The organism is Enterobacter sp. A8 (assembly GCF_004296595.1).
GTDB lineage: Bacteria > Pseudomonadota > Gammaproteobacteria > Enterobacterales > Enterobacteriaceae > Enterobacter > Enterobacter cloacae.
Genome location: NZ_SCMF01000002.1, coordinates 379,470 through 395,974 on the forward strand (window position 1 = coordinate 379,470; position 16,505 = coordinate 395,974).

Consider the following 16,505-nt stretch of genomic DNA (forward strand, 5'->3'; position numbering starts at 1 on the left):
CTTTAATAACTTCCAGAAATCTATCGCGTTAACCCATCAGGAAATCACATGTTCAGGAAGGATATCGTTATCCCGTCTGGCGCCATGGCGCTTGCACTCTGTGTCTTCTCCGCGCAGGCGGATCCGCTCAAAGCCACGCAGTATGGCGATTTCGATCGCTACGTTCTGGCGCTTTCCTGGCAAACCGGGTTCTGCCAGAGCATGGCTGAACGTAACCGTAACGAACCCGAAGAGTGCCGTCTGCAAAAAGAGAGCAATAACAAGACCGATTATCTGACCGTACACGGATTATGGCCTGGCCTGCCAAAATCCATCGCCGCACGCGGCGTGGATGAACGCCGCTGGATGCGTTTTGGCTGCGCGACCCGCCCAATCCCGAACATGCCGGAAGCCAAAGCCAGCCGCAAATGCTCAGCCGCCGAAACCGGGCTATCACTGTCGGGTGCCGCAAAGCTGAACAGCGTCATGCCCGGTGCTGGCGGTAACTCCTGCCTGGAACGCTATGAGTACGCCAAACACGGCGTCTGCTTCGGCTTTGATCCTGACGCCTATTTCGGCACCATGGTGCGGATGAATCAGGAGATAAAAAGCAGCGCGGTGGGTAAATTCCTGGCGGATAACTACGGTAAAACGGTAAGCCGTAAAGATTTTGATAACGCCGTGGCGAGAAGCTGGAGCAAAGACAACGTCAAAGCATTCAAACTGACTTGCAATGGTAATCCGGCCTATCTGACCGAAATGCAGATCTCGCTTAAGGCCAGCACCATTAATAACCCGCTGTCTGCCGGCTCTTTTGCGCCACAGCCACATCCGGGTAACTGTGGCAAACAGTTTGTTATCGATAAAGTGGGTTACTGATCCACAATCGGGCGCACCATATCGAAGCGGTGTTCATCACTGATGCCATAATAGGCCGTCGGCCCACCCGCACGCAGGATGGGCTGCGCTTTCGCCGTCTGATAGATCCCCTCTTCCAGCAGCGATTCGGCAATATGAATCCCCACCACTTCGCCCAGCACCAGCCATGTGTCAACCAGCGTGCCGTCGGCGCCGGTCAGCTGAATACACTGCGACAGGCGGCACTCAAAGTTCACCGGACTCTCGGCCACGCGTGGCGCCTTTACAAGCTGGCTTGCCGCTGGCGTCAATCCGGAAAAAGAGAACTCGTCTTGATCGTGAGGCAGCGTAGCGGAGGTGAGATTCATCGCCTCAGCCAGATCGCGCGTGGCAAGGTTCCAGACAAACTCACCCGTTTCGTTAATATTACGCACGCTGTCTTTCCAGCCGTTGCTGGAAAAGCCAATAATCGGCGGGCGGTAGTTAAAGCAGTTAAAGAAGCTATACGGTGCCAGGTTGATCTGTCCTGCCTGGTCGCAGGAGGAGATCCAGCCAATCGGACGCGGACCAATAATGGCATTCAGCGGGTCATGCGGCAGGCCATGCCCCTGTGACGGTTGATAAAAGTACATAGCGCTCTCTTATAAGGGGCAGACGCGAACTGCGTTTACCCACTATCCTGATTCAGAACGTTCAGCGTAACGCAATCCGCCAGAAATGCAGACTGAATAAATTTCAGCGAAAATTCATATGGCCCATGAATGTGACCTCTATCACTTCAAAGTTGCGTGCGCAGACAGTATCATCGGGAGAGTTAAACCCTCGCTGCCAGACGGCGAGGGTTTTCTTTTGGATTGGTTTCTGCGTTACACGCAGCATTAACGACATGGAGTAAAAAATGTCCAGACCCACCATCATTATCAATGAACTTGACGCAGAACGTATTGACCGACTTCTGGAGAAACCAGAATTCGCCTCGCTCCCGGTAGCCGATGCCCTGAATGAAGAGCTCGACCGGGCGCAGATGTGTACCCCGGAGTCCATGCCGCATGACGTGGTCACCATGAACAGCCAGGTCAAATTCCGCAACCTGACAACGGGCGAAGAGTTAACCCGCACGCTGGTCTACCCGGCGCAAATGACCGACAGCAGCGCTCAGCTTTCCGTGCTGGCACCGGTCGGCGCGGCCCTGCTGGGCCTGCGTACGGGGGATACCATTCACTGGGAATTGCCGGGCGGTGCCTCGACCCATCTGGAAGTGCTGGCGTTGCTCTACCAGCCAGAAGCGGCAGGCGATTACCTGCGTTAATCCCATCTGAACAAGCGCGACCCGCGTTGCACAGAGGATGCCTGCGCATCCTCTTTCCGCAGATTCACCGGGACGTCCTATATCGTGCCGCAGGTAAGGGAACCGTCTTAAACCACCCCACCCGGAAACGCATTCACCAGCCCTTTAACCTGCTGTTCCGCCGCTTCCGGCGTTTCTGCACCGGGCACCAGAATCACCTTCCGGCACGCCTCCTCCCGTTTTTCAAAGATCCGGTAGGCGCGTTCGGCATCGTCCAGCGGCAGATAGTGGGTGACAATCTCCTCCGGCGTCAGCAGCCCTTTTTCGATCAGCGGTAACAACTCGCCAAGCCAGGCGTGGACGTGGGTCTGGCCCATCTTAAAACTGAGCCCCTTATCGAAGGCATCACCAAACAGGAAGCCATGGATAAAGCCCGCATACACGCCGGGCACGCTCACCACCCCGCCCCTTCGCACAGCAGCAATACACTGACGCAGCGCTTTACCGCTGCTGCCCTCAATTTTAAGGTTGCTGAGGATGGTTTCCGTGGTGCTGCCTTTGGCTTCAAACCCCACGGCATCAATGACGGCATCCACGCCGCGCTGGCCTGCGGTTTGCTCAATGATTTTTTCCGCTGCGTCGTTGTCTTCATCAAAGTTGATGGGGATAGCGCCGTAGCGCTCTGCGGCAAAACGCAGACGATACGGGTGATGGTCAACCACAAAGATCTGTTCGGCACCTAACAGCCGCGCGCAGGCGATGGTCAGTAACCCCACCGGCCCTGCACCAAAAACGGCGACGCTGGAGCCTTTTTCAATCTGGGCATTTTTCGCCGCCTGCCACGCGGTAGGCAAGATATCGGAGAGGAACAGCGCTTTATCATCGGAGAGCAGCTGAGGCACTTTGAACGGCCCGACGTTACCTTTGGGCACCCGAACGTATTCCGCTTGTCCACCGGGCACGCCGCCATAAAGATGGCTGTAGCCAAACAGCGCGGCGGGCGCGGGAATTTGCTTTTTATTCAGCGCGGCGCCCTGCCCGGCGTTGGTGCTCTCGCAGGCCGCGTACTGCTGCAGGCGGCAAAAGAAGCAGTCACCGCAGGCGATGACAAACGGGATCACCACCCGGTCGCCTTTTTGCAGCGTCTTCACTTCCCTGCCCGTCTCCACCACTTCGCCCATGAACTCGTGGCCAAAAATATCGCCGTGCTCAACTTTGGGGATCTTCCCGCGGTAGAGATGCAGATCCGATCCGCAGATCGCCGTGGCCGTTACGCGCAGGATAATATCGTCAGGTTGTTCAATAACAGGATCGGGGACATTCTCGACACGAACATGATGTGGACCGTGGTACGTGAGTGCTTTCATGCGACCTCCGAAAGGATCCGGGTAAGTATTTAAGGGTAGCGTTCCCTGACGACCTGCCCGGGATTAGCGGGCTTTTGAGATTTATCCTGGGAAAAACAGAAAAGTGCCGCAGCGCTTACAAAAACCATATTTATTTTATGGTTGAATGATTCCAGCGTTTATAAACAAGGAGAAACGGGTATGTATCAAAGAATTATTATGCCGGTTGATGTTTTTGAGATGGAGCTGAGCGACAAGGCCGTACGCCATGCGGAATTTCTGGCGCAGCAGGACGGGATTATTCATCTTCTACACGTGCTGCCGGGTTCTGCCAGCCTGAGTCTGCATCGCTTTGCCGCCGATGTACGCCGCTTTGAAGAGCATCTGCAGCACGAGGCGGAAAATCGCCTGCAAACGATGGTCGGGCACTTCACCATCGATCCTTCCCGCATTAAAACGCATGTCCGGTTTGGCAGCGTGCGCGATGCCGTTAACGAGCTGGCGAGCGAGCTGAACGCCGACGTGGTGGTTATCGGTTCACGCAATCCGTCCATTACCACGCATCTGCTGGGTTCAAACGCCTCCAGCGTTATCCGTCACACCCACATTCCGGTGATGGTCGTGAGATAAAAAAAAGAGGCCACCTTCTGGTGGCCTCTCCTGGTGCAGGTGCAGTCTTACTGACTTTTATTATGCTGTTTTGGTGCGAATCAGGTAGTCGAACGCGCTCAGAGACGCTTTCGCCCCTTCACCGGTCGCGATGATGATCTGCTTGTACGGCACGGTAGTACAGTCGCCCGCCGCAAATACGCCCTTCACGCTGGTTTCACATTTGGCATCGATGATAATCTCGCCCATGCGGTTACGCTCAATGGCGCCTTCCAGCCAGGTGGTGTTTGGCAGCAGACCAATCTGCACGAAGATCCCCGAAAGCGGAACGCTGTGCACATCGCCACTGACGCGGTCGCGGTACTCCAGACCGGTGACTTTACTGCCGTCGCCCTTCACTTCCGTGGTCTGCGCATTCAGCACGATGTCGACGTTTTTCAGGCTGCGTACTTTATCCTGCAGTACCTGGTCTGCCTTCATCTCTGGTGCAAATTCCAGCAGGGTAACGTGTTCAACAATGCCCGCCAGGTCGATAGCCGCTTCGACACCGGAGTTACCGCCGCCAATCACCGCCACGCGTTTGCCTTTAAACAGCGGACCATCGCAGTGTGGGCAGTAGGTCACGCCTTTGGTGCGATACTGATCTTCACCCGGCACGTTCATGTTGCGCCATTTGGCACCGGTGGCAATGATAATACTGCGGGCTTTCAGCACCGCGCCGGAAGCGGTTTCAATCTGGTGTAAGCCACCTTCGACTGCGGCAGGAACCAGCTTGCTGGCACTCTGGCTGTCGATTACATCCACTGCGTAATCATTGACGTGCGCTTTAAGTGCGCCAGCCAGTTTCTGGCCTTCGGTCTTCGGCACAGAGATGTAGTTTTCGATATCCACGGTATCCAGCACCTGGCCGCCAAAGCGTTCGCCCATCAGACCGGTACGAATACCTTTACGTGCGGAATAGACCGCTGCCGCGGCGCCCGCCGGGCCAGAGCCGACAATCAGTACATCATACGCATCGCGCTTGTTCAGCTCTTCTGCGGCACGTTTTTCGGCGCCGGTATCCACTTTGGCCACAATCTCGGACAAGGTCATACGGCCCTGGCCAAACTCCTGACCATTCAGGAACACTGCCGGAACCCCCATCACGTTGCGATCGGTGATTTCGTTCTGGAAAGTGCCGCCATCAATTGCGGTGTGTTTAATACGCGGGTTCAGGACTGACATCAGGTTCAGCGCCTGCACCACGTCCGGGCAGTTGTGGCAGGAGAGCGAATAGTAAGTTTCAAAGGTGAAATCCCCGTCGATATCGCGGATCTGCTCCAGCAGCGCCTGCGCCTCTTTCGACGGATGCCCACCGGTCCACAGCAGAGCCAGCACCAGTGAGGTAAATTCGTGGCCCAGCGGTGAGCCGGCAAAACGCGGCCCCTGATCAGAGCCCGGGTTGGTGATCAGGAAAGATGGCTTACGCACCGCCAGATCGTTCGCTTCTTTGAAGGTCACTTTCGGTGACAGTTCGGCGATCTCCGCCAGCAGTTCCTTGATTTCTGCCGATTTAGCGCTGTCGTCCAGCGTGGCAATCAGCTCAACAGGTTTGGTCAGTTTCTCAAGGTATGCCTTGAGCTGGGTTTTCATTGTAGTGTCGAGCATTGTTCTTCCCTCTCTAAAAACGTCATCATGCAAGCTGCCTTATACGGGCGGCCTGAATGCAACTTGCATCATGGTGCTGGAATGAAATGGGCGCGGGGGGCGCCCATGGGTTGCCGGGTGGCACGTCGTTTACCCGGCCTACGATACTGTAGGCCTGTGCAAGCGCAGCGCCGCCAGCTTTACAGACTTAGATCTTGCCGACCAGGTCCAGAGATGGAGCCAGCGTCGCTTCGCCTTCTTTCCATTTCGCCGGGCACACTTCGCCTGGGTGAGACGCCACGTACTGAGCTGCTTTCACTTTACGCAGCAGGTCAGATGCATCACGGCCGATACCTTCAGCGGTAACTTCGATAGCCTGGATAATGCCCTGCGGGTCAACAACGAAGGTCGCACGGTCTGCCAGGCCTTCATCTTCACGCATGTTGTCGAAGTTACGGGTCAGGGCGCCAGTCGGGTCACCGATCATCGCGTATTTGATTTTCGCGATGGTTTCAGAGCTGCTGTGCCACGCTTTGTGGGTGAAGTGGGTGTCGGTAGAGACAGAGTACACGTCTACGCCCAGCTTCTGCAGTTCATCGTAGTGATCGGCTACGTCACCCAGTTCGGTCGGGCAAACGAAAGTGAAGTCAGCCGGATAGAAGAAGAACACGCTCCAGCGGCCTTCGGTATCTTTCTCAGTGACTTCAATGAATTCGCCGTTTTTGAACGCCTGGTTTTTGAAAGGTTTAATTTTGGTGTTAATCAAAGACATCTGTACTTCCTCCGTGTTTTCGTTGAGATGTAAGGTAACGAACTTTCGCTACATGGGCTAATGCGTTTGCTTTATCAAATCAATCAGCCATACCTAACAACCCGAACAAGACAACGTTGTGAACCCAATGAATAAAAGCCCGAAAGTAAAAAGGCCGCCCTGGTGGGCGGCCCTGATACCTGAACTTTCCACAGGAACTTTCAGTGCCAGTGAGACTGGCGTTGCGTTGCGCTCTACATACCTTTATATCAAGGTCGTTACAGCCCCCCGATTACAGCACTCGTGTCGGGACAGGGCAATGGATTGAAGGGATAATCATATCTATGGCTGTGATAGGTTTTACCAAACTAAGCATTCCCCATCGCCGCTAATGCTCACGCCAGTAAAAATAAAAATGAGTGATAATTACTTGTCCATATATAAATCTGACTATTTTTATTCAGTTCCGTTTTCTATTTTAAAGGTAAAAATATCTTAACCATTATTGAAGTTCTATTTCATTAATCTACGTTCGTGATATATTAAGTTGGTTTTCAATCATAATTAAGCGAGCTAACCATCAAGGATGGTAAATGGTTACGTTCCTTCTATAGTTATCAGTGATGTGATAACGCAACGCAGCACACTCAGGATGAAACATGGCAAATCTTTACGACTTAAAAAAATTCGATCTCAATCTGCTGGTCATTTTCGAATGCATCTACCAACACCTGAGCATCAGCAAGGCAGCAGAAACGCTCTACATAACGCCTTCCGCGGTCAGTCAATCCCTGCAGCGGCTGCGTAACCAGCTGAACGATCCGCTGTTTATCCGTTCGGGAAAAGGGATCACTCCCACCACCGTCGGGGCAAATTTGCATCATCATCTTGAGCAAAACCTCAATCAGCTTGAGCAGACCATCAACATCATGCATGGCTCATCGCTCAAAAAGAATTTTGTCATCTACTGCCCGCAGGTTCTGACAACCGACAATCTGCTCAGCCCCATGAAGCTATTGATGCGAGAGCACAATTATGAAATAGAGCTTCATGACATGCTGCTGTCCGCGGATTCTGCAGAAGACCTGCTTGCCTACCGTAAAGCAGACTTAATTTTCTCCATTGCGCCTATCAACAATCGCTCAATGGTGTGCGTTCCCTATGTTAATTACCGAATGATTCTGGTGTGCAGCCAGGATCATCCCCGTCTGCAGGAGACCGCTACCCTGGAAGAGCTGCAGAAAGAGAAGTTTTCGATCTTCCTGAGCGATGAAGCGGGTGTGAAACACTATCAGTCAAAGACTGAGGAAGTGCATGCCGACAGGACAATCGGTTTTCGCTGTGACTCTCTCTTTTCAATCATGGCCATGATCAGCGCATCGCATTTAGTGGGATATATCCCGGAAGTCCTGTATGAAAAATACCGAGACGTACTGCGACTGAAAAAAGTGGACGCCCCCTTTACGCTGCCTCAAATGGAAGTCTTCATGGTTTATAACCGCTCAGCGCTTAACAGCTCGGTTTTCTCGAGGTTTGTTGAGCAGATTACGCAAAAATAAATCCGAATGGCTGTGATATTTACAGCCATTTCTCTCTTCAAAATATAACCCTCATTTATAGATAATAAAAAATCTGCCTTTTTTGATTTACCTGCCTTTATTTTCACTACTATTATTCTCTCTCCTGCATTGACATGAACGTCCGGTATTTATTTCCAGGAGGAGTTGCCTTTGTCAATTTATAAGCATCCACTTAATCAAAATGTCCTTGACGCTGCCACAGAGCGCATAACATGGACGCTTGAGAATCTGCCAAGGGTCTGTGTTTCATTTTCTGGCGGAAAAGATTCCACCATTATGTTCCATTTAACGGCCCAACAAGCCCGAAAAATGGGAAAAAAAATCTGTCTGTTATTTATCGACTGGGAAGCACAGTTCACCTGTACCATTCAGCATGTGAATAACATGATCGCACAATACGCCGATGTGATTGAAAAATGCTGGTGGGTAGCGCTCCCGTTGACCACGCAAAATTCACTTTCACAATTCCAGCCCGAATGGCAGTGCTGGGAGCCGGGTAAAAACTGGGTACGCACGCCCCAGGAAGAGGCGGTAACCGATCCAGATTACTTCTCGTTCTACCAGCCCGGCATGACCTTCGAGTCCTTTGTTCGCGAATTTTCCGACTGGTTTGCCAAAAGGCGCCCGGCAGCAATGATGATCGGTATTCGTGCCGATGAATCCTACAATCGCTTTTTGACTATCGCCAACGCACGAAAGCAGCGCTTTGCCGATGACAAACCCTGGACCACCGTCGCCCCCGGCGGGCACGCCTGGTATGTCTATCCGCTTTATGACTGGAAAACCGCCGATATCTGGACCTGGTTTGCGAAAACAGGCGGGTGCTATAACCCGCTTTACGACCTGATGTTTCAGGCTGGCGTGCCGCCGCGCTATATGCGCATCTGTGAACCCTTTGGCCCGGAGCAGCGTCAGGGATTGTGGCTCTATCATGTTGTGGAGCCCGAACGCTGGGCGGCGATGTGTGAGCGGGTAAACGGCGTGCACAGTGGCGGGGTCTACGCGGGGCAGGACAATCATTTCTATGGCCACCGCAAAATTCTGAAACCCGACGCGCTCAGTTGGCGGGAATACGCCATGCTGCTTCTCGACAGCATGCCGCACACCACCGCGGAACATTACCGCAATAAAATCGCGATCTATTTGCACTGGTATCAGAAGAGAGGCATGGCCGATATTCCCGACACCCAGGAGGGCGATATCGGCGCCAAAGATATCCCGTCCTGGCGACGCGTGTGCAAGGTATTACTCAACAATGACTACTGGTGCCGGGCGCTGTCATTCAGTCCGAACAAACCCAGGCATTACCAGCGTTACAGCGAACGGATAAAATCAAAACGCAAGGAGTGGGGGATCTTATGCAGCAGCAATTAATTAACGAGATGAAAAATTATCTTCAGTCTCTTCCCGAAGATAAACGCATTGAAGCCATTAACGCCTTTCGCCAGGCTATCCATGAAAATAGCCCTTTTCGCGAACAGCCTGTCGACTGCGTACTGTGGATCAAACAGGACGAGATTACCGCGAACGATTACAACCCCAACAACGTTGCCCCGCCGGAAAAACGGCTGCTCTGTAAATCCCTGGAGATGGACGGTTTTACCCAACCGATTGTGGTGACAGAAAGTGAGGCCCGGCATTATGAAATTGTCGACGGCTTCCATCGCCATGAAATTGGGTCCAACCGGGCGGTATTGAAACGCCAGCTTAAAGGCTATCTGCCTGTTACCTGTCTGCGTAAAGAGCGGCAGAAAAAGTTCGACCGGATAGCGGCCACCATTCGTCACAATCGGGCGCGCGGCCGCCATCAAATTAATGCGATGTCCGATATCGTCCGCGAGCTGGTGCAGCTTGGCTGGGACGACGAGAGAATCAGTCAGGAACTGGGAATGGATAGCGACGAGGTATTACGCCTCAAGCAAATCAACGGTCTGCTGGAACTCTTTGCAGACCGCCGTTATTCAGAAGCCTGGACGGTCAAATAATCAGATCGCGTTAAGACGCTCTGCCGCCGCCAGCAGCGTCGATTCCTGTTTCGCAAAGCAGAGACGAATCAGCTTATGCGGGAAGGGATCGGCGCAAAAGACGGATAACGGGATCGCCGCCACGCCCACCTCTTTGGTCAGCCACTGGCAAAAACTGACGTCGTCCAGATCGGAGATGGCGCTGTAATCGGCCAGCAGAAAATAGGTGCCTTCACACGGCAGGATCTCCAGACGGCTCTGACTCAGGGCACTCACAAACCGATCCCGGCGTGCGCGGTAAAATTCGGGCAGCTCACGGTAATGCTCAGGCTCAGCGCGCAGCATATCGGCCAGCGCCAGCTGGGCAGGCGTGTTCACCGCAAACGTCAGGTACTGGTGCACTTTACGCAACTCCGCGCTGATGGCCGCCGGTGCCACGCAGTACCCCACCTTCCAGCCGGTCATATGATAGGTTTTACCGAATGACGACACCGCCACAGCGCGCTCGCGAAGCTGCGGATGGGCCAGCACGCTGACGTGCCCTTCCCCGGCAAAGCAGATGTGCTCATACACTTCGTCGCTCAGGACATAAATTTCATGTTCCGCAATGGCCTGCCACAGCGCGGCGAAATCGCTCTTCTGCCACACGGTCGCCGACGGGTTGTGTGGTGTATTCAGAATGACCAGCCGGGTGTTGTCGCTCAGCAGCGCAGCAAACGCATGCCAGTCGGGGCGAAAATGCGGCGGCTGTAATGCCACGCGCTTCACCACGCCGCCGGACAGTTCGATGGCAGGCGCATAGCTGTCGTAGCTTGGGTCAAAGCAGATAACCTCATCGCCCGCGCGAACCAGCGCGGTGATGGCCGCATACAGCGCTTCAGTCGCACCTGCCGTCACCGTAATGTCGCTGTTGGCATCCGGTTGATAGCCATAGCATTCCGCCGTTTTATCCGAAATGGCGTCACGCAATGCCTGCACACCGGTCATCGGCGCATACTGATTCGCCCCCTGGGCAACGTGCCAGGCCAGACGCTCCTGCAAATAGCCTGGACCATCAAAATCCGGGAACCCCTGCGAGAGGTTAATGGCGTTGTGCTTCTGGGCCAGAGCGCTCATCTGCGTAAAGATAGTGGTGCCCAGGTTGGGAAGTTTGCTTTGCGGAATCAATGCGTTATTGCTCATTGTGGGGTGCCTGCTTGTAATACTTATGTTGCTGCCACTATAACACGATGTTAGTCTTTGGCAATCAAGACGCTTAGACGTCTAAACAATATGAATATTCCTGACCGAGAGGGTAAAAGGAAATGACAGACAACCTGCAACTCACGCAACTGGTCGAAGCCTGCCGCTGGATTGGTGCCAAAGGCTGGGCCCCCGCCACCGGCGGCAACATGTCGGTACGTCAGGATGAAAACCTGTGCTGGCTCAGTGAATCCGGCAAAGACAAAGGCAGCCTCACGCCGGATGATTTTCTGCAGGTGGAGATCGCCACCAATCGCGCCCCCTCTGGCCGTAAACCTTCGGCCGAAACCGGGTTACACACGCTCATCTATCGCCTGTTCCCGGAGGCCAATGCCGTACTGCACGTCCACACGGTGAACGCCACGGTGCTCTCGCGGCTGGTGAAAGAGGCGGAGTTGCACATCAGCGGCTTTGAGATGCAAAAATCCCTCACCGGGCAGACCACGCATCTGGCTACGGTTGCCATTCCGGTATTCGATAACGACCAGGATATAGACGCCCTCGCTTCGCGAATCGCCCATTACGCCCAGGAGCGCCCGCTTAATTATGGTTTTCTTCTGCGCGGCCATGGCTTAACCTGCTGGGGACGTGATGTGGCCGAAGCCCGCCGTCATCTGGAAGGATTAGAATTCTTATTTGAATGCGAAATGCGTTTACGACAACTGGAGAAGATATGATTCGCGCGATTGTGACGGATATTGAGGGAACCACCAGCGATATCCGTTTTGTCCATGATGTTTTGTTCCCTTATGCGCGTGAGCGTCTGGCGGCCTTCGTCACCGCCCAGCAGTACGCCGAGCCGGTCAAATCGATTCTGGACAACCTGCGCGATGAAATCGACACTCCGCACGCCAGCGTCAGCGATCTTATCGAGACCCTCTTCACCTTTATGGATGAAGACCGTAAATCGACGGCGCTGAAGGCCCTGCAGGGAATTATCTGGCACGACGGTTACGTCAACGGCGACTTTACCGGCCATCTCTACCCGGACGTGCTACCCGCGCTGGAAAAGTGGAAAGCGCAAGGTATTGATCTCTATGTTTATTCCTCTGGCTCCGTCGCTGCGCAGAAACTGTTATTTGGCTACAGCGATGAAGGTGATATTACTCATCTGTTCAGCGGCTACTTTGATACCCATATTGGTGCCAAGCGTGAGGTGCAGTCTTATCAGAATATTGCGGCGCAGACGGGCATCGCCCCGTCGCAGATCCTGTTCCTGTCGGATATCCATCAGGAGCTGGACGCTGCTGAACAGGCCGGTTTTCGCACCCTGCAGCTGATTCGCGGTGATGATGACGGCGCAAGCCACCATCATCAGGTTCACCAGTTCGACGAGATTAACCCGGAGCAGATCCCTTCATGAGCGCATTAACCATTTATTCCGATAAAGACGCCAGTAAGCACCTGTGGCACAGCACCGACGCCGCCGAGATCGCCCAACAGCTCAACGCCAAAGGCGTGCGTTTTGAACGCTGGGCGGCTGACCGTGATTTAGGGCGCGACCCTGCCCCAGAAGTGGTCATTGACGCTTACCAGCATGCCATCGACAAGCTGGTCGCGGAGAAAGGCTATCAGAGCTGGGATGTGATCAGCCTGCGCGCCGACAATCCGCAAAAAGAAGCGCTGCGCGCGAAATTCCTCAACGAGCACACCCACGGCGAAGATGAAGTGCGCTTTTTCGTGGAAGGCGCGGGATTGTTCTGCCTGCACATTGGCGATGAGGTGTATCAGGTGCTGTGCGAAAAAAACGACCTGATTTCGGTGCCAGCGGGCACACCGCACTGGTTTGATATGGGCTCAGAGCCAAACTTTACGGCCATCCGTATATTCGATAATCCGGAGGGCTGGGTGGCGCAGTTTACCGGTGATGCGATTGCGGAAGCGTATCCGCGTCTGGCATAGGTGAATATTGCTCCCTCTCCCTGTAGGCTGAGGGATCCCCATAAAATAATGCCTGCACGGAGGCCCCCCTCTCCCTTGAGGGAGAGGGTTGGGGTGAGGGGGAACATATGGCTGTAGAGGTAATTCCGTTCACTTTATGTTCCTTGCTACTCTGTAACGGCATGACTTGTGAACGTGCCAGGGCGGCTCAATCGCCGCCGCCCTGGCGACCCGGGCTCCCGGCGGTAAATCGCCGCTTCGCGGTGCCTTCGGCTTATTCCTTCCGGCTTATCGGGGACGGGCGGATGTAACGTCCCTGTAAAGCCGCCCTCTCGGCGCATCCATGCGCCTCGCCCCGGCCTGCAGGAAACGCCTCAGCGATTTATAACCGGACCAGGGCGTCGCTGTAAGTCATTTATTTTCCTGAAACAACTTTCGTCGCTTTCGGTAAAAAAATTACCGGGGAACCCTCTCCCTGTGGAAGAGGGCTGGGGTGAGGGCATCAGGCCGCTTTATCTTCAATGCTTCAATCCCTTCACATACCCCACCAGCTGATCCAGCACGATCCCCCAGCCTTCATGGAAGCCCATCTGTTCATGCTGCTCACGGATTTCTTTCGTGGGATGGCGCGCAATCGCCGTATAGCGGGTTTTGCCCTCCCCGAGATCTTCCAGCAACAAAATCGCCGTCATAAACGGCTTTTCGGCCGGTTTCCACCCTTCGGTATAGCCGTCGGTAAAGACCAGCTTTTTACCGGGATCGATTTCCAGGAAAACACCTTTATTGTCCATTTTTTGCCCGTCCACGTCGAAAACGGTATTGAACCGTCCACCCACGCGCAGGTCGAGGTCGCATTCGGTCACTTTATGGGGGGCAGGAATAAAGAAGTTTTTGATGTGCTCTGGCGTCGTCCAGCAAAGCCACAGCAGGTCGCGCGGTGCATCCACCACGCGTTCCAGTTTTAAGTCTGTTTCGGGATCGAGCGTCACGATGTTGTCCTCTCAGGGGAACCCCTTACAAGGATAGCCGGACTCAGGCGAATTTCCCGTTTGCTACCGCTTCCGGCGTGACCACGCCCGTATCCAGTACCCAGCCGCTTATCAGCGAGGCTGGGGTGACGTCAAACGCCGGGTTGTAAACCTGCGCATTTTCCGGTGCCCACTGTACCGCGCCGAAGCTTCCCGCCACGCCCGTCACTTCACTGGCCGCGCGCTGCTCAATCGGGATCGCCTCACCGTTCGGGCAGGCCGGGTCGAGGGTGGTTTGCGGGGCGGCGACATAAAACGGAATGCCGTGAAATTTCGCCAGCACCGCCAGGGAATAGGTGCCGATTTTGTTCGCCACATCGCCGTTGGCGGCAATACGATCTGCCCCCACCCACACGGCATCCACCTCCCCTTTTGCCATCAGACTGGCGGCCATGGAGTCGGTAATCAGCTGATACGGCACGCCCAGCTCGCCGAGCTCCCACGCGGTCAGCCTGCCGCCCTGCAGCAGCGGACGGGTTTCATCCACCCAGACGTTGCTGACGTTGCCCTCCTCATGTGCGCGAGCAATAACACCCAGCGCAGTGCCGACGCCTGCGGTCGCCAGACCGCCAGTGTTACAGTGGGTCAGCAGGCGGCTACCGGGCTTCACCAGCGCGCTGCCCGCTGTCGCAATGGCGTCACAAAGCTGCCTGTCTTCGTCAATCAGTCGCAGAGCTTCCGTCACCAGCGCCGGAACGAAATCTTCCTGCCAGAGCGCCTGCTTCATGCGGTCGAGATTGTTCATCAGGTTGACCGCCGTTGGGCGGGCAGCGCGCAGCGTTTCCAGCGCCAGCGCCAGCTCGTCGCGGCTTTTCCCCTTTTCCGCCAGCAGCGCCAGCAGCAGACTTGCAGAGAGACCAATCAGCGGCGCACCGCGCACCCTAAGGGCGTGAATATGCCCCACCAGCGCCTCAACCGTTGAGGCGTCAAGCCAGCGTTTCTCCTGCGGAAGGGCCTGTTGGTCGAGAATAAAGAGCTGATTATCCGCCACCCGCAGGCTGGTCGTCTGTAATGTCTGCATGTCGTTAATTCCCTGTTGCGTTGTTGTAGCACATTGTGTCAGGATGAAATCCAGATGTATAGACGTCTAAATGTCTTTATTCGCAAATCAGTGAGGAGCAGGCAATGTCGCAATACCGTACCTTTACCGCCCAGGACGCCTTGGAGTATGCCAGGCAGTTTGGCGGCCTTGATAATCCATCATCACTGGTAGAGGCGCAGGAAGTAGGCGACGGCAACCTCAATCTGGTCTTCAAAATTTTCGATGCTCAGGGCGTGAGCCGCATCATCGTAAAACAGGCGCTGCCATACGTTCGCTGCGTCGGTGAGTCCTGGCCGCTGACGCTGGACCGCGCCCGTCTTGAGGCGCAAACGCTGGTGGAGCATTACAAGCACAGCCCGCAGCATACCGTGAAAATTCATCATTTTGACCCGGAACTGGCGATCATGGTGATGGAAGATCTCTCCGACCATCGCATCTGGCGCGGGGAGCTGATTAAGAATAACGCCTACCCGCAGGCTGCGCGTCAACTGGGTGAGTACCTGGCGCACACGCTGTTCCACACCAGCGATTTTTACCTGCACCCGCACGAGAAAAAAGCGCAGGTTGCCCAGTTCATTAACCCGGAGATGTGCGAGATCACTGAAGATCTGTTCTTTAACGATCCGTACCAGATCCACGAGCGCAACAACTATCCGGCTGAGCTGGAAAACGATGTCGCCGCCCTGCGCGATGACGCCCAGTTGAAAATTGCCGTGGCCTCCCTGAAGCATCGCTTCTTCTCCCACGCCGAAGCGCTATTGCACGGGGATATCCACAGCGGATCGATTTTCGTGGCCGAGGGTAGCCTGAAAGCGATCGACGCCGAATTCGGTTACTTTGGCCCGATTGGGTTTGACGTGGGTACCGCCATCGGCAACCTGCTGCTGAATTTCTGTGGCCTGCCGGGGCATTTAGGCATCCGCGATGCCGCGGCCGCCCGGGAACAGCGTCTGATCGACATTCAGGCGTTATGGAATACCTTTGCGGAGCGCTTCCAGGCGCTGGCGCACGAGAAAACCCGGGATGCCGCGCTGAGTGCGCCGGGCTATGCCTCTGAATTTTTGAAAAAGGTCTGGCGAGATACCATTGGTTTCTGCGGAACGGAGCTGATCCGCCGCAGTGTGGGGCTGTCTCACGTCGCGGACATCGATACCATTCAGGACGACGCGATGCGCCACGAATGTCTGCGCCACGCCATCACGCTGGGTAAAGCGCTGATTGTGATTGCCGATCGCATCGACAGCGTGGAAGAGCTGGTGGCAAGAGTGCGCCAGTACAGTTAAAAAAAACCTCCCTTTCGGGAGGTTTTTG

17 protein-coding genes are annotated in these 16,505 nt (G+C 54.8%); 10 read left to right on the forward strand and 7 right to left on the reverse strand.

Features of this window, described 5'->3' with window-relative positions; all coding sequences use genetic code 11:
- Positions 1-48 precede the first annotated feature (48 nt).
- Complete coding sequence (rna, locus tag EQV24_RS09890; protein ID WP_038418897.1) at positions 49-858, forward strand: ribonuclease I; 810 nt, start codon at positions 49-51, stop codon at positions 856-858.
- On the opposite strand, the gene EQV24_RS09895 is transcribed toward rna, so the two are convergent.
- The gene (locus EQV24_RS09895) at positions 852-1,469 is read right to left on the reverse strand and encodes a flavin reductase family protein (RefSeq protein ID WP_038418896.1); all 618 of its coding nucleotides are present in this window, start codon (positions 1,467-1,469) and stop codon (positions 852-854) included. The two genes, rna and EQV24_RS09895, sit on opposite strands and share 7 nt — an antisense overlap.
- 266 nt (positions 1,470-1,735) lie before the next feature.
- Between EQV24_RS09895 and rnk the strand changes: the two genes are divergently transcribed.
- Positions 1,736-2,146 (forward strand): nucleoside diphosphate kinase regulator, encoded by a 411-nt coding sequence (gene rnk, locus EQV24_RS09900; RefSeq protein ID WP_013097604.1) that lies wholly within the window; start codon positions 1,736-1,738, stop codon positions 2,144-2,146.
- A 107-nt stretch (positions 2,147-2,253) separates the two neighbouring features.
- Here rnk and EQV24_RS09905 read toward each other — a convergent pair whose 3' ends face one another.
- Complete coding sequence (locus tag EQV24_RS09905; protein WP_013097605.1) at positions 2,254-3,492, reverse strand: zinc-dependent alcohol dehydrogenase; 1,239 nt, start codon at positions 3,490-3,492, stop codon at positions 2,254-2,256.
- A gap of 180 nt (positions 3,493-3,672) precedes the next feature.
- Between EQV24_RS09905 and uspG the strand changes: the two genes are divergently transcribed.
- Positions 3,673-4,101 (forward strand): universal stress protein UspG, encoded by a 429-nt coding sequence (gene uspG / locus EQV24_RS09910; RefSeq protein WP_013097606.1) that lies wholly within the window; start codon positions 3,673-3,675, stop codon positions 4,099-4,101.
- 60 nt (positions 4,102-4,161) lie between these two features.
- On the opposite strand, the gene ahpF is transcribed toward uspG, so the two are convergent.
- A complete protein-coding gene (ahpF, locus tag EQV24_RS09915) occupies positions 4,162-5,727 on the reverse strand; it encodes an alkyl hydroperoxide reductase subunit F (RefSeq protein WP_029882129.1) in 1,566 nt (521 codons plus the stop codon).
- A 187-nt stretch (positions 5,728-5,914) separates the two neighbouring features.
- Entirely contained in the window at positions 5,915-6,478 is a 564-nt protein-coding gene (ahpC, locus tag EQV24_RS09920; protein ID WP_008501015.1) for an alkyl hydroperoxide reductase subunit C, read from the reverse strand.
- Between the two features lie 638 nt (positions 6,479-7,116).
- Here ahpC and EQV24_RS09925 point away from each other — a divergent pair.
- The 3 genes from EQV24_RS09925 to EQV24_RS09935 all read left to right on the forward strand — a co-directional run bounded on the left by EQV24_RS09925 (position 7,117) and on the right by EQV24_RS09935 (position 10,022).
- Positions 7,117-8,016 carry a LysR family transcriptional regulator gene (locus tag EQV24_RS09925; protein WP_130626511.1) on the forward strand — a complete coding sequence of 300 codons (900 nt, stop codon included), beginning with the start codon at positions 7,117-7,119 and terminating at the stop codon, positions 8,014-8,016.
- Positions 8,017-8,187: 171 nt separating this feature from the next.
- Positions 8,188-9,411: a phosphoadenosine phosphosulfate reductase gene (locus EQV24_RS09930; RefSeq protein WP_130626512.1), complete on the forward strand. Its 1,224-nt coding sequence runs from the start codon at positions 8,188-8,190 to the stop codon at positions 9,409-9,411.
- On the forward strand, positions 9,396-10,022 hold the full coding sequence (locus tag EQV24_RS09935; protein WP_013097610.1) for a ParB/RepB/Spo0J family partition protein: 627 nt from the start codon (positions 9,396-9,398) through the stop codon (positions 10,020-10,022). Before EQV24_RS09930 ends, EQV24_RS09935 begins: the two co-directional genes overlap by 16 nt.
- Here EQV24_RS09935 and EQV24_RS09940 read toward each other — a convergent pair whose 3' ends face one another.
- Complete coding sequence (locus EQV24_RS09940; RefSeq protein WP_130626513.1) at positions 10,023-11,183, reverse strand: pyridoxal phosphate-dependent aminotransferase; 1,161 nt, start codon at positions 11,181-11,183, stop codon at positions 10,023-10,025.
- Positions 11,184-11,305: 122 nt separating this feature from the next.
- Here EQV24_RS09940 and EQV24_RS09945 point away from each other — a divergent pair, with 122 nt between their 5' ends.
- From EQV24_RS09945 to EQV24_RS09955, 3 genes are read left to right on the forward strand one after another with little or no spacing between them, the layout of a single operon-like run.
- Positions 11,306-11,920 carry a methylthioribulose 1-phosphate dehydratase gene (locus EQV24_RS09945; protein WP_013097612.1) on the forward strand — a complete coding sequence of 205 codons (615 nt, stop codon included), beginning with the start codon at positions 11,306-11,308 and terminating at the stop codon, positions 11,918-11,920.
- On the forward strand, positions 11,917-12,606 hold the full coding sequence (mtnC, locus tag EQV24_RS09950; RefSeq protein WP_020685649.1) for an acireductone synthase: 690 nt from the start codon (positions 11,917-11,919) through the stop codon (positions 12,604-12,606). The genes EQV24_RS09945 and mtnC overlap by 4 nt, the downstream gene beginning before the upstream one ends.
- Positions 12,603-13,145, forward strand: coding sequence for an acireductone dioxygenase (locus EQV24_RS09955; RefSeq protein ID WP_047024248.1), 543 nt, complete (start codon positions 12,603-12,605; stop codon positions 13,143-13,145). The genes mtnC and EQV24_RS09955 overlap by 4 nt, the downstream gene beginning before the upstream one ends.
- A 497-nt stretch (positions 13,146-13,642) precedes the next feature.
- Here EQV24_RS09955 and EQV24_RS09960 read toward each other — a convergent pair whose 3' ends face one another.
- Positions 13,643-14,113 (reverse strand): SRPBCC family protein, encoded by a 471-nt coding sequence (locus EQV24_RS09960; RefSeq protein WP_020685647.1) that lies wholly within the window; start codon positions 14,111-14,113, stop codon positions 13,643-13,645.
- Positions 14,114-14,156: 43 nt separating this feature from the next.
- Entirely contained in the window at positions 14,157-15,173 is a 1,017-nt protein-coding gene (mtnA, locus tag EQV24_RS09965; protein WP_013097616.1) for an S-methyl-5-thioribose-1-phosphate isomerase, read from the reverse strand.
- Between the two features lie 104 nt (positions 15,174-15,277).
- Here mtnA and mtnK point away from each other — a divergent pair, with 104 nt between their 5' ends.
- Positions 15,278-16,477 (forward strand): S-methyl-5-thioribose kinase, encoded by a 1,200-nt coding sequence (gene mtnK, locus EQV24_RS09970; protein ID WP_102751666.1) that lies wholly within the window; start codon positions 15,278-15,280, stop codon positions 16,475-16,477.
- Positions 16,478-16,505 lie beyond the last annotated feature (28 nt).

Bases quoted from the DNA above. Each gene is read 5' to 3' on its own strand.
- rna (WP_038418897.1), top strand. From the start codon at position 49: ATGTTCAGGAAGGATATCGTTATCCCGTCTGGCGCCATGGCGCTTGCA.
- EQV24_RS09895 (WP_038418896.1), bottom strand. From the start codon at position 1,469: ATGTACTTTTATCAACCGTCACAGGGGCATGGCCTGCCGCATGACCCG.
- rnk (WP_013097604.1), top strand. From the start codon at position 1,736: ATGTCCAGACCCACCATCATTATCAATGAACTTGACGCAGAACGTATT.
- EQV24_RS09905 (WP_013097605.1), bottom strand. From the start codon at position 3,492: ATGAAAGCACTCACGTACCACGGTCCACATCATGTTCGTGTCGAGAAT.
- uspG (WP_013097606.1), top strand. From the start codon at position 3,673: ATGTATCAAAGAATTATTATGCCGGTTGATGTTTTTGAGATGGAGCTG.
- ahpF (WP_029882129.1), bottom strand. From the start codon at position 5,727: ATGCTCGACACTACAATGAAAACCCAGCTCAAGGCATACCTTGAGAAA.
- ahpC (WP_008501015.1), bottom strand. From the start codon at position 6,478: ATGTCTTTGATTAACACCAAAATTAAACCTTTCAAAAACCAGGCGTTC.
- EQV24_RS09925 (WP_130626511.1), top strand. From the start codon at position 7,117: ATGGCAAATCTTTACGACTTAAAAAAATTCGATCTCAATCTGCTGGTC.
- EQV24_RS09935 (WP_013097610.1), top strand. From the start codon at position 9,396: ATGCAGCAGCAATTAATTAACGAGATGAAAAATTATCTTCAGTCTCTT.
- EQV24_RS09940 (WP_130626513.1), bottom strand. From the start codon at position 11,183: ATGAGCAATAACGCATTGATTCCGCAAAGCAAACTTCCCAACCTGGGC.
- EQV24_RS09945 (WP_013097612.1), top strand. From the start codon at position 11,306: ATGACAGACAACCTGCAACTCACGCAACTGGTCGAAGCCTGCCGCTGG.
- mtnC (WP_020685649.1), top strand. From the start codon at position 11,917: ATGATTCGCGCGATTGTGACGGATATTGAGGGAACCACCAGCGATATC.
- EQV24_RS09955 (WP_047024248.1), top strand. From the start codon at position 12,603: ATGAGCGCATTAACCATTTATTCCGATAAAGACGCCAGTAAGCACCTG.
- mtnA (WP_013097616.1), bottom strand. From the start codon at position 15,173: ATGCAGACATTACAGACGACCAGCCTGCGGGTGGCGGATAATCAGCTC.
- mtnK (WP_102751666.1), top strand. From the start codon at position 15,278: ATGTCGCAATACCGTACCTTTACCGCCCAGGACGCCTTGGAGTATGCC.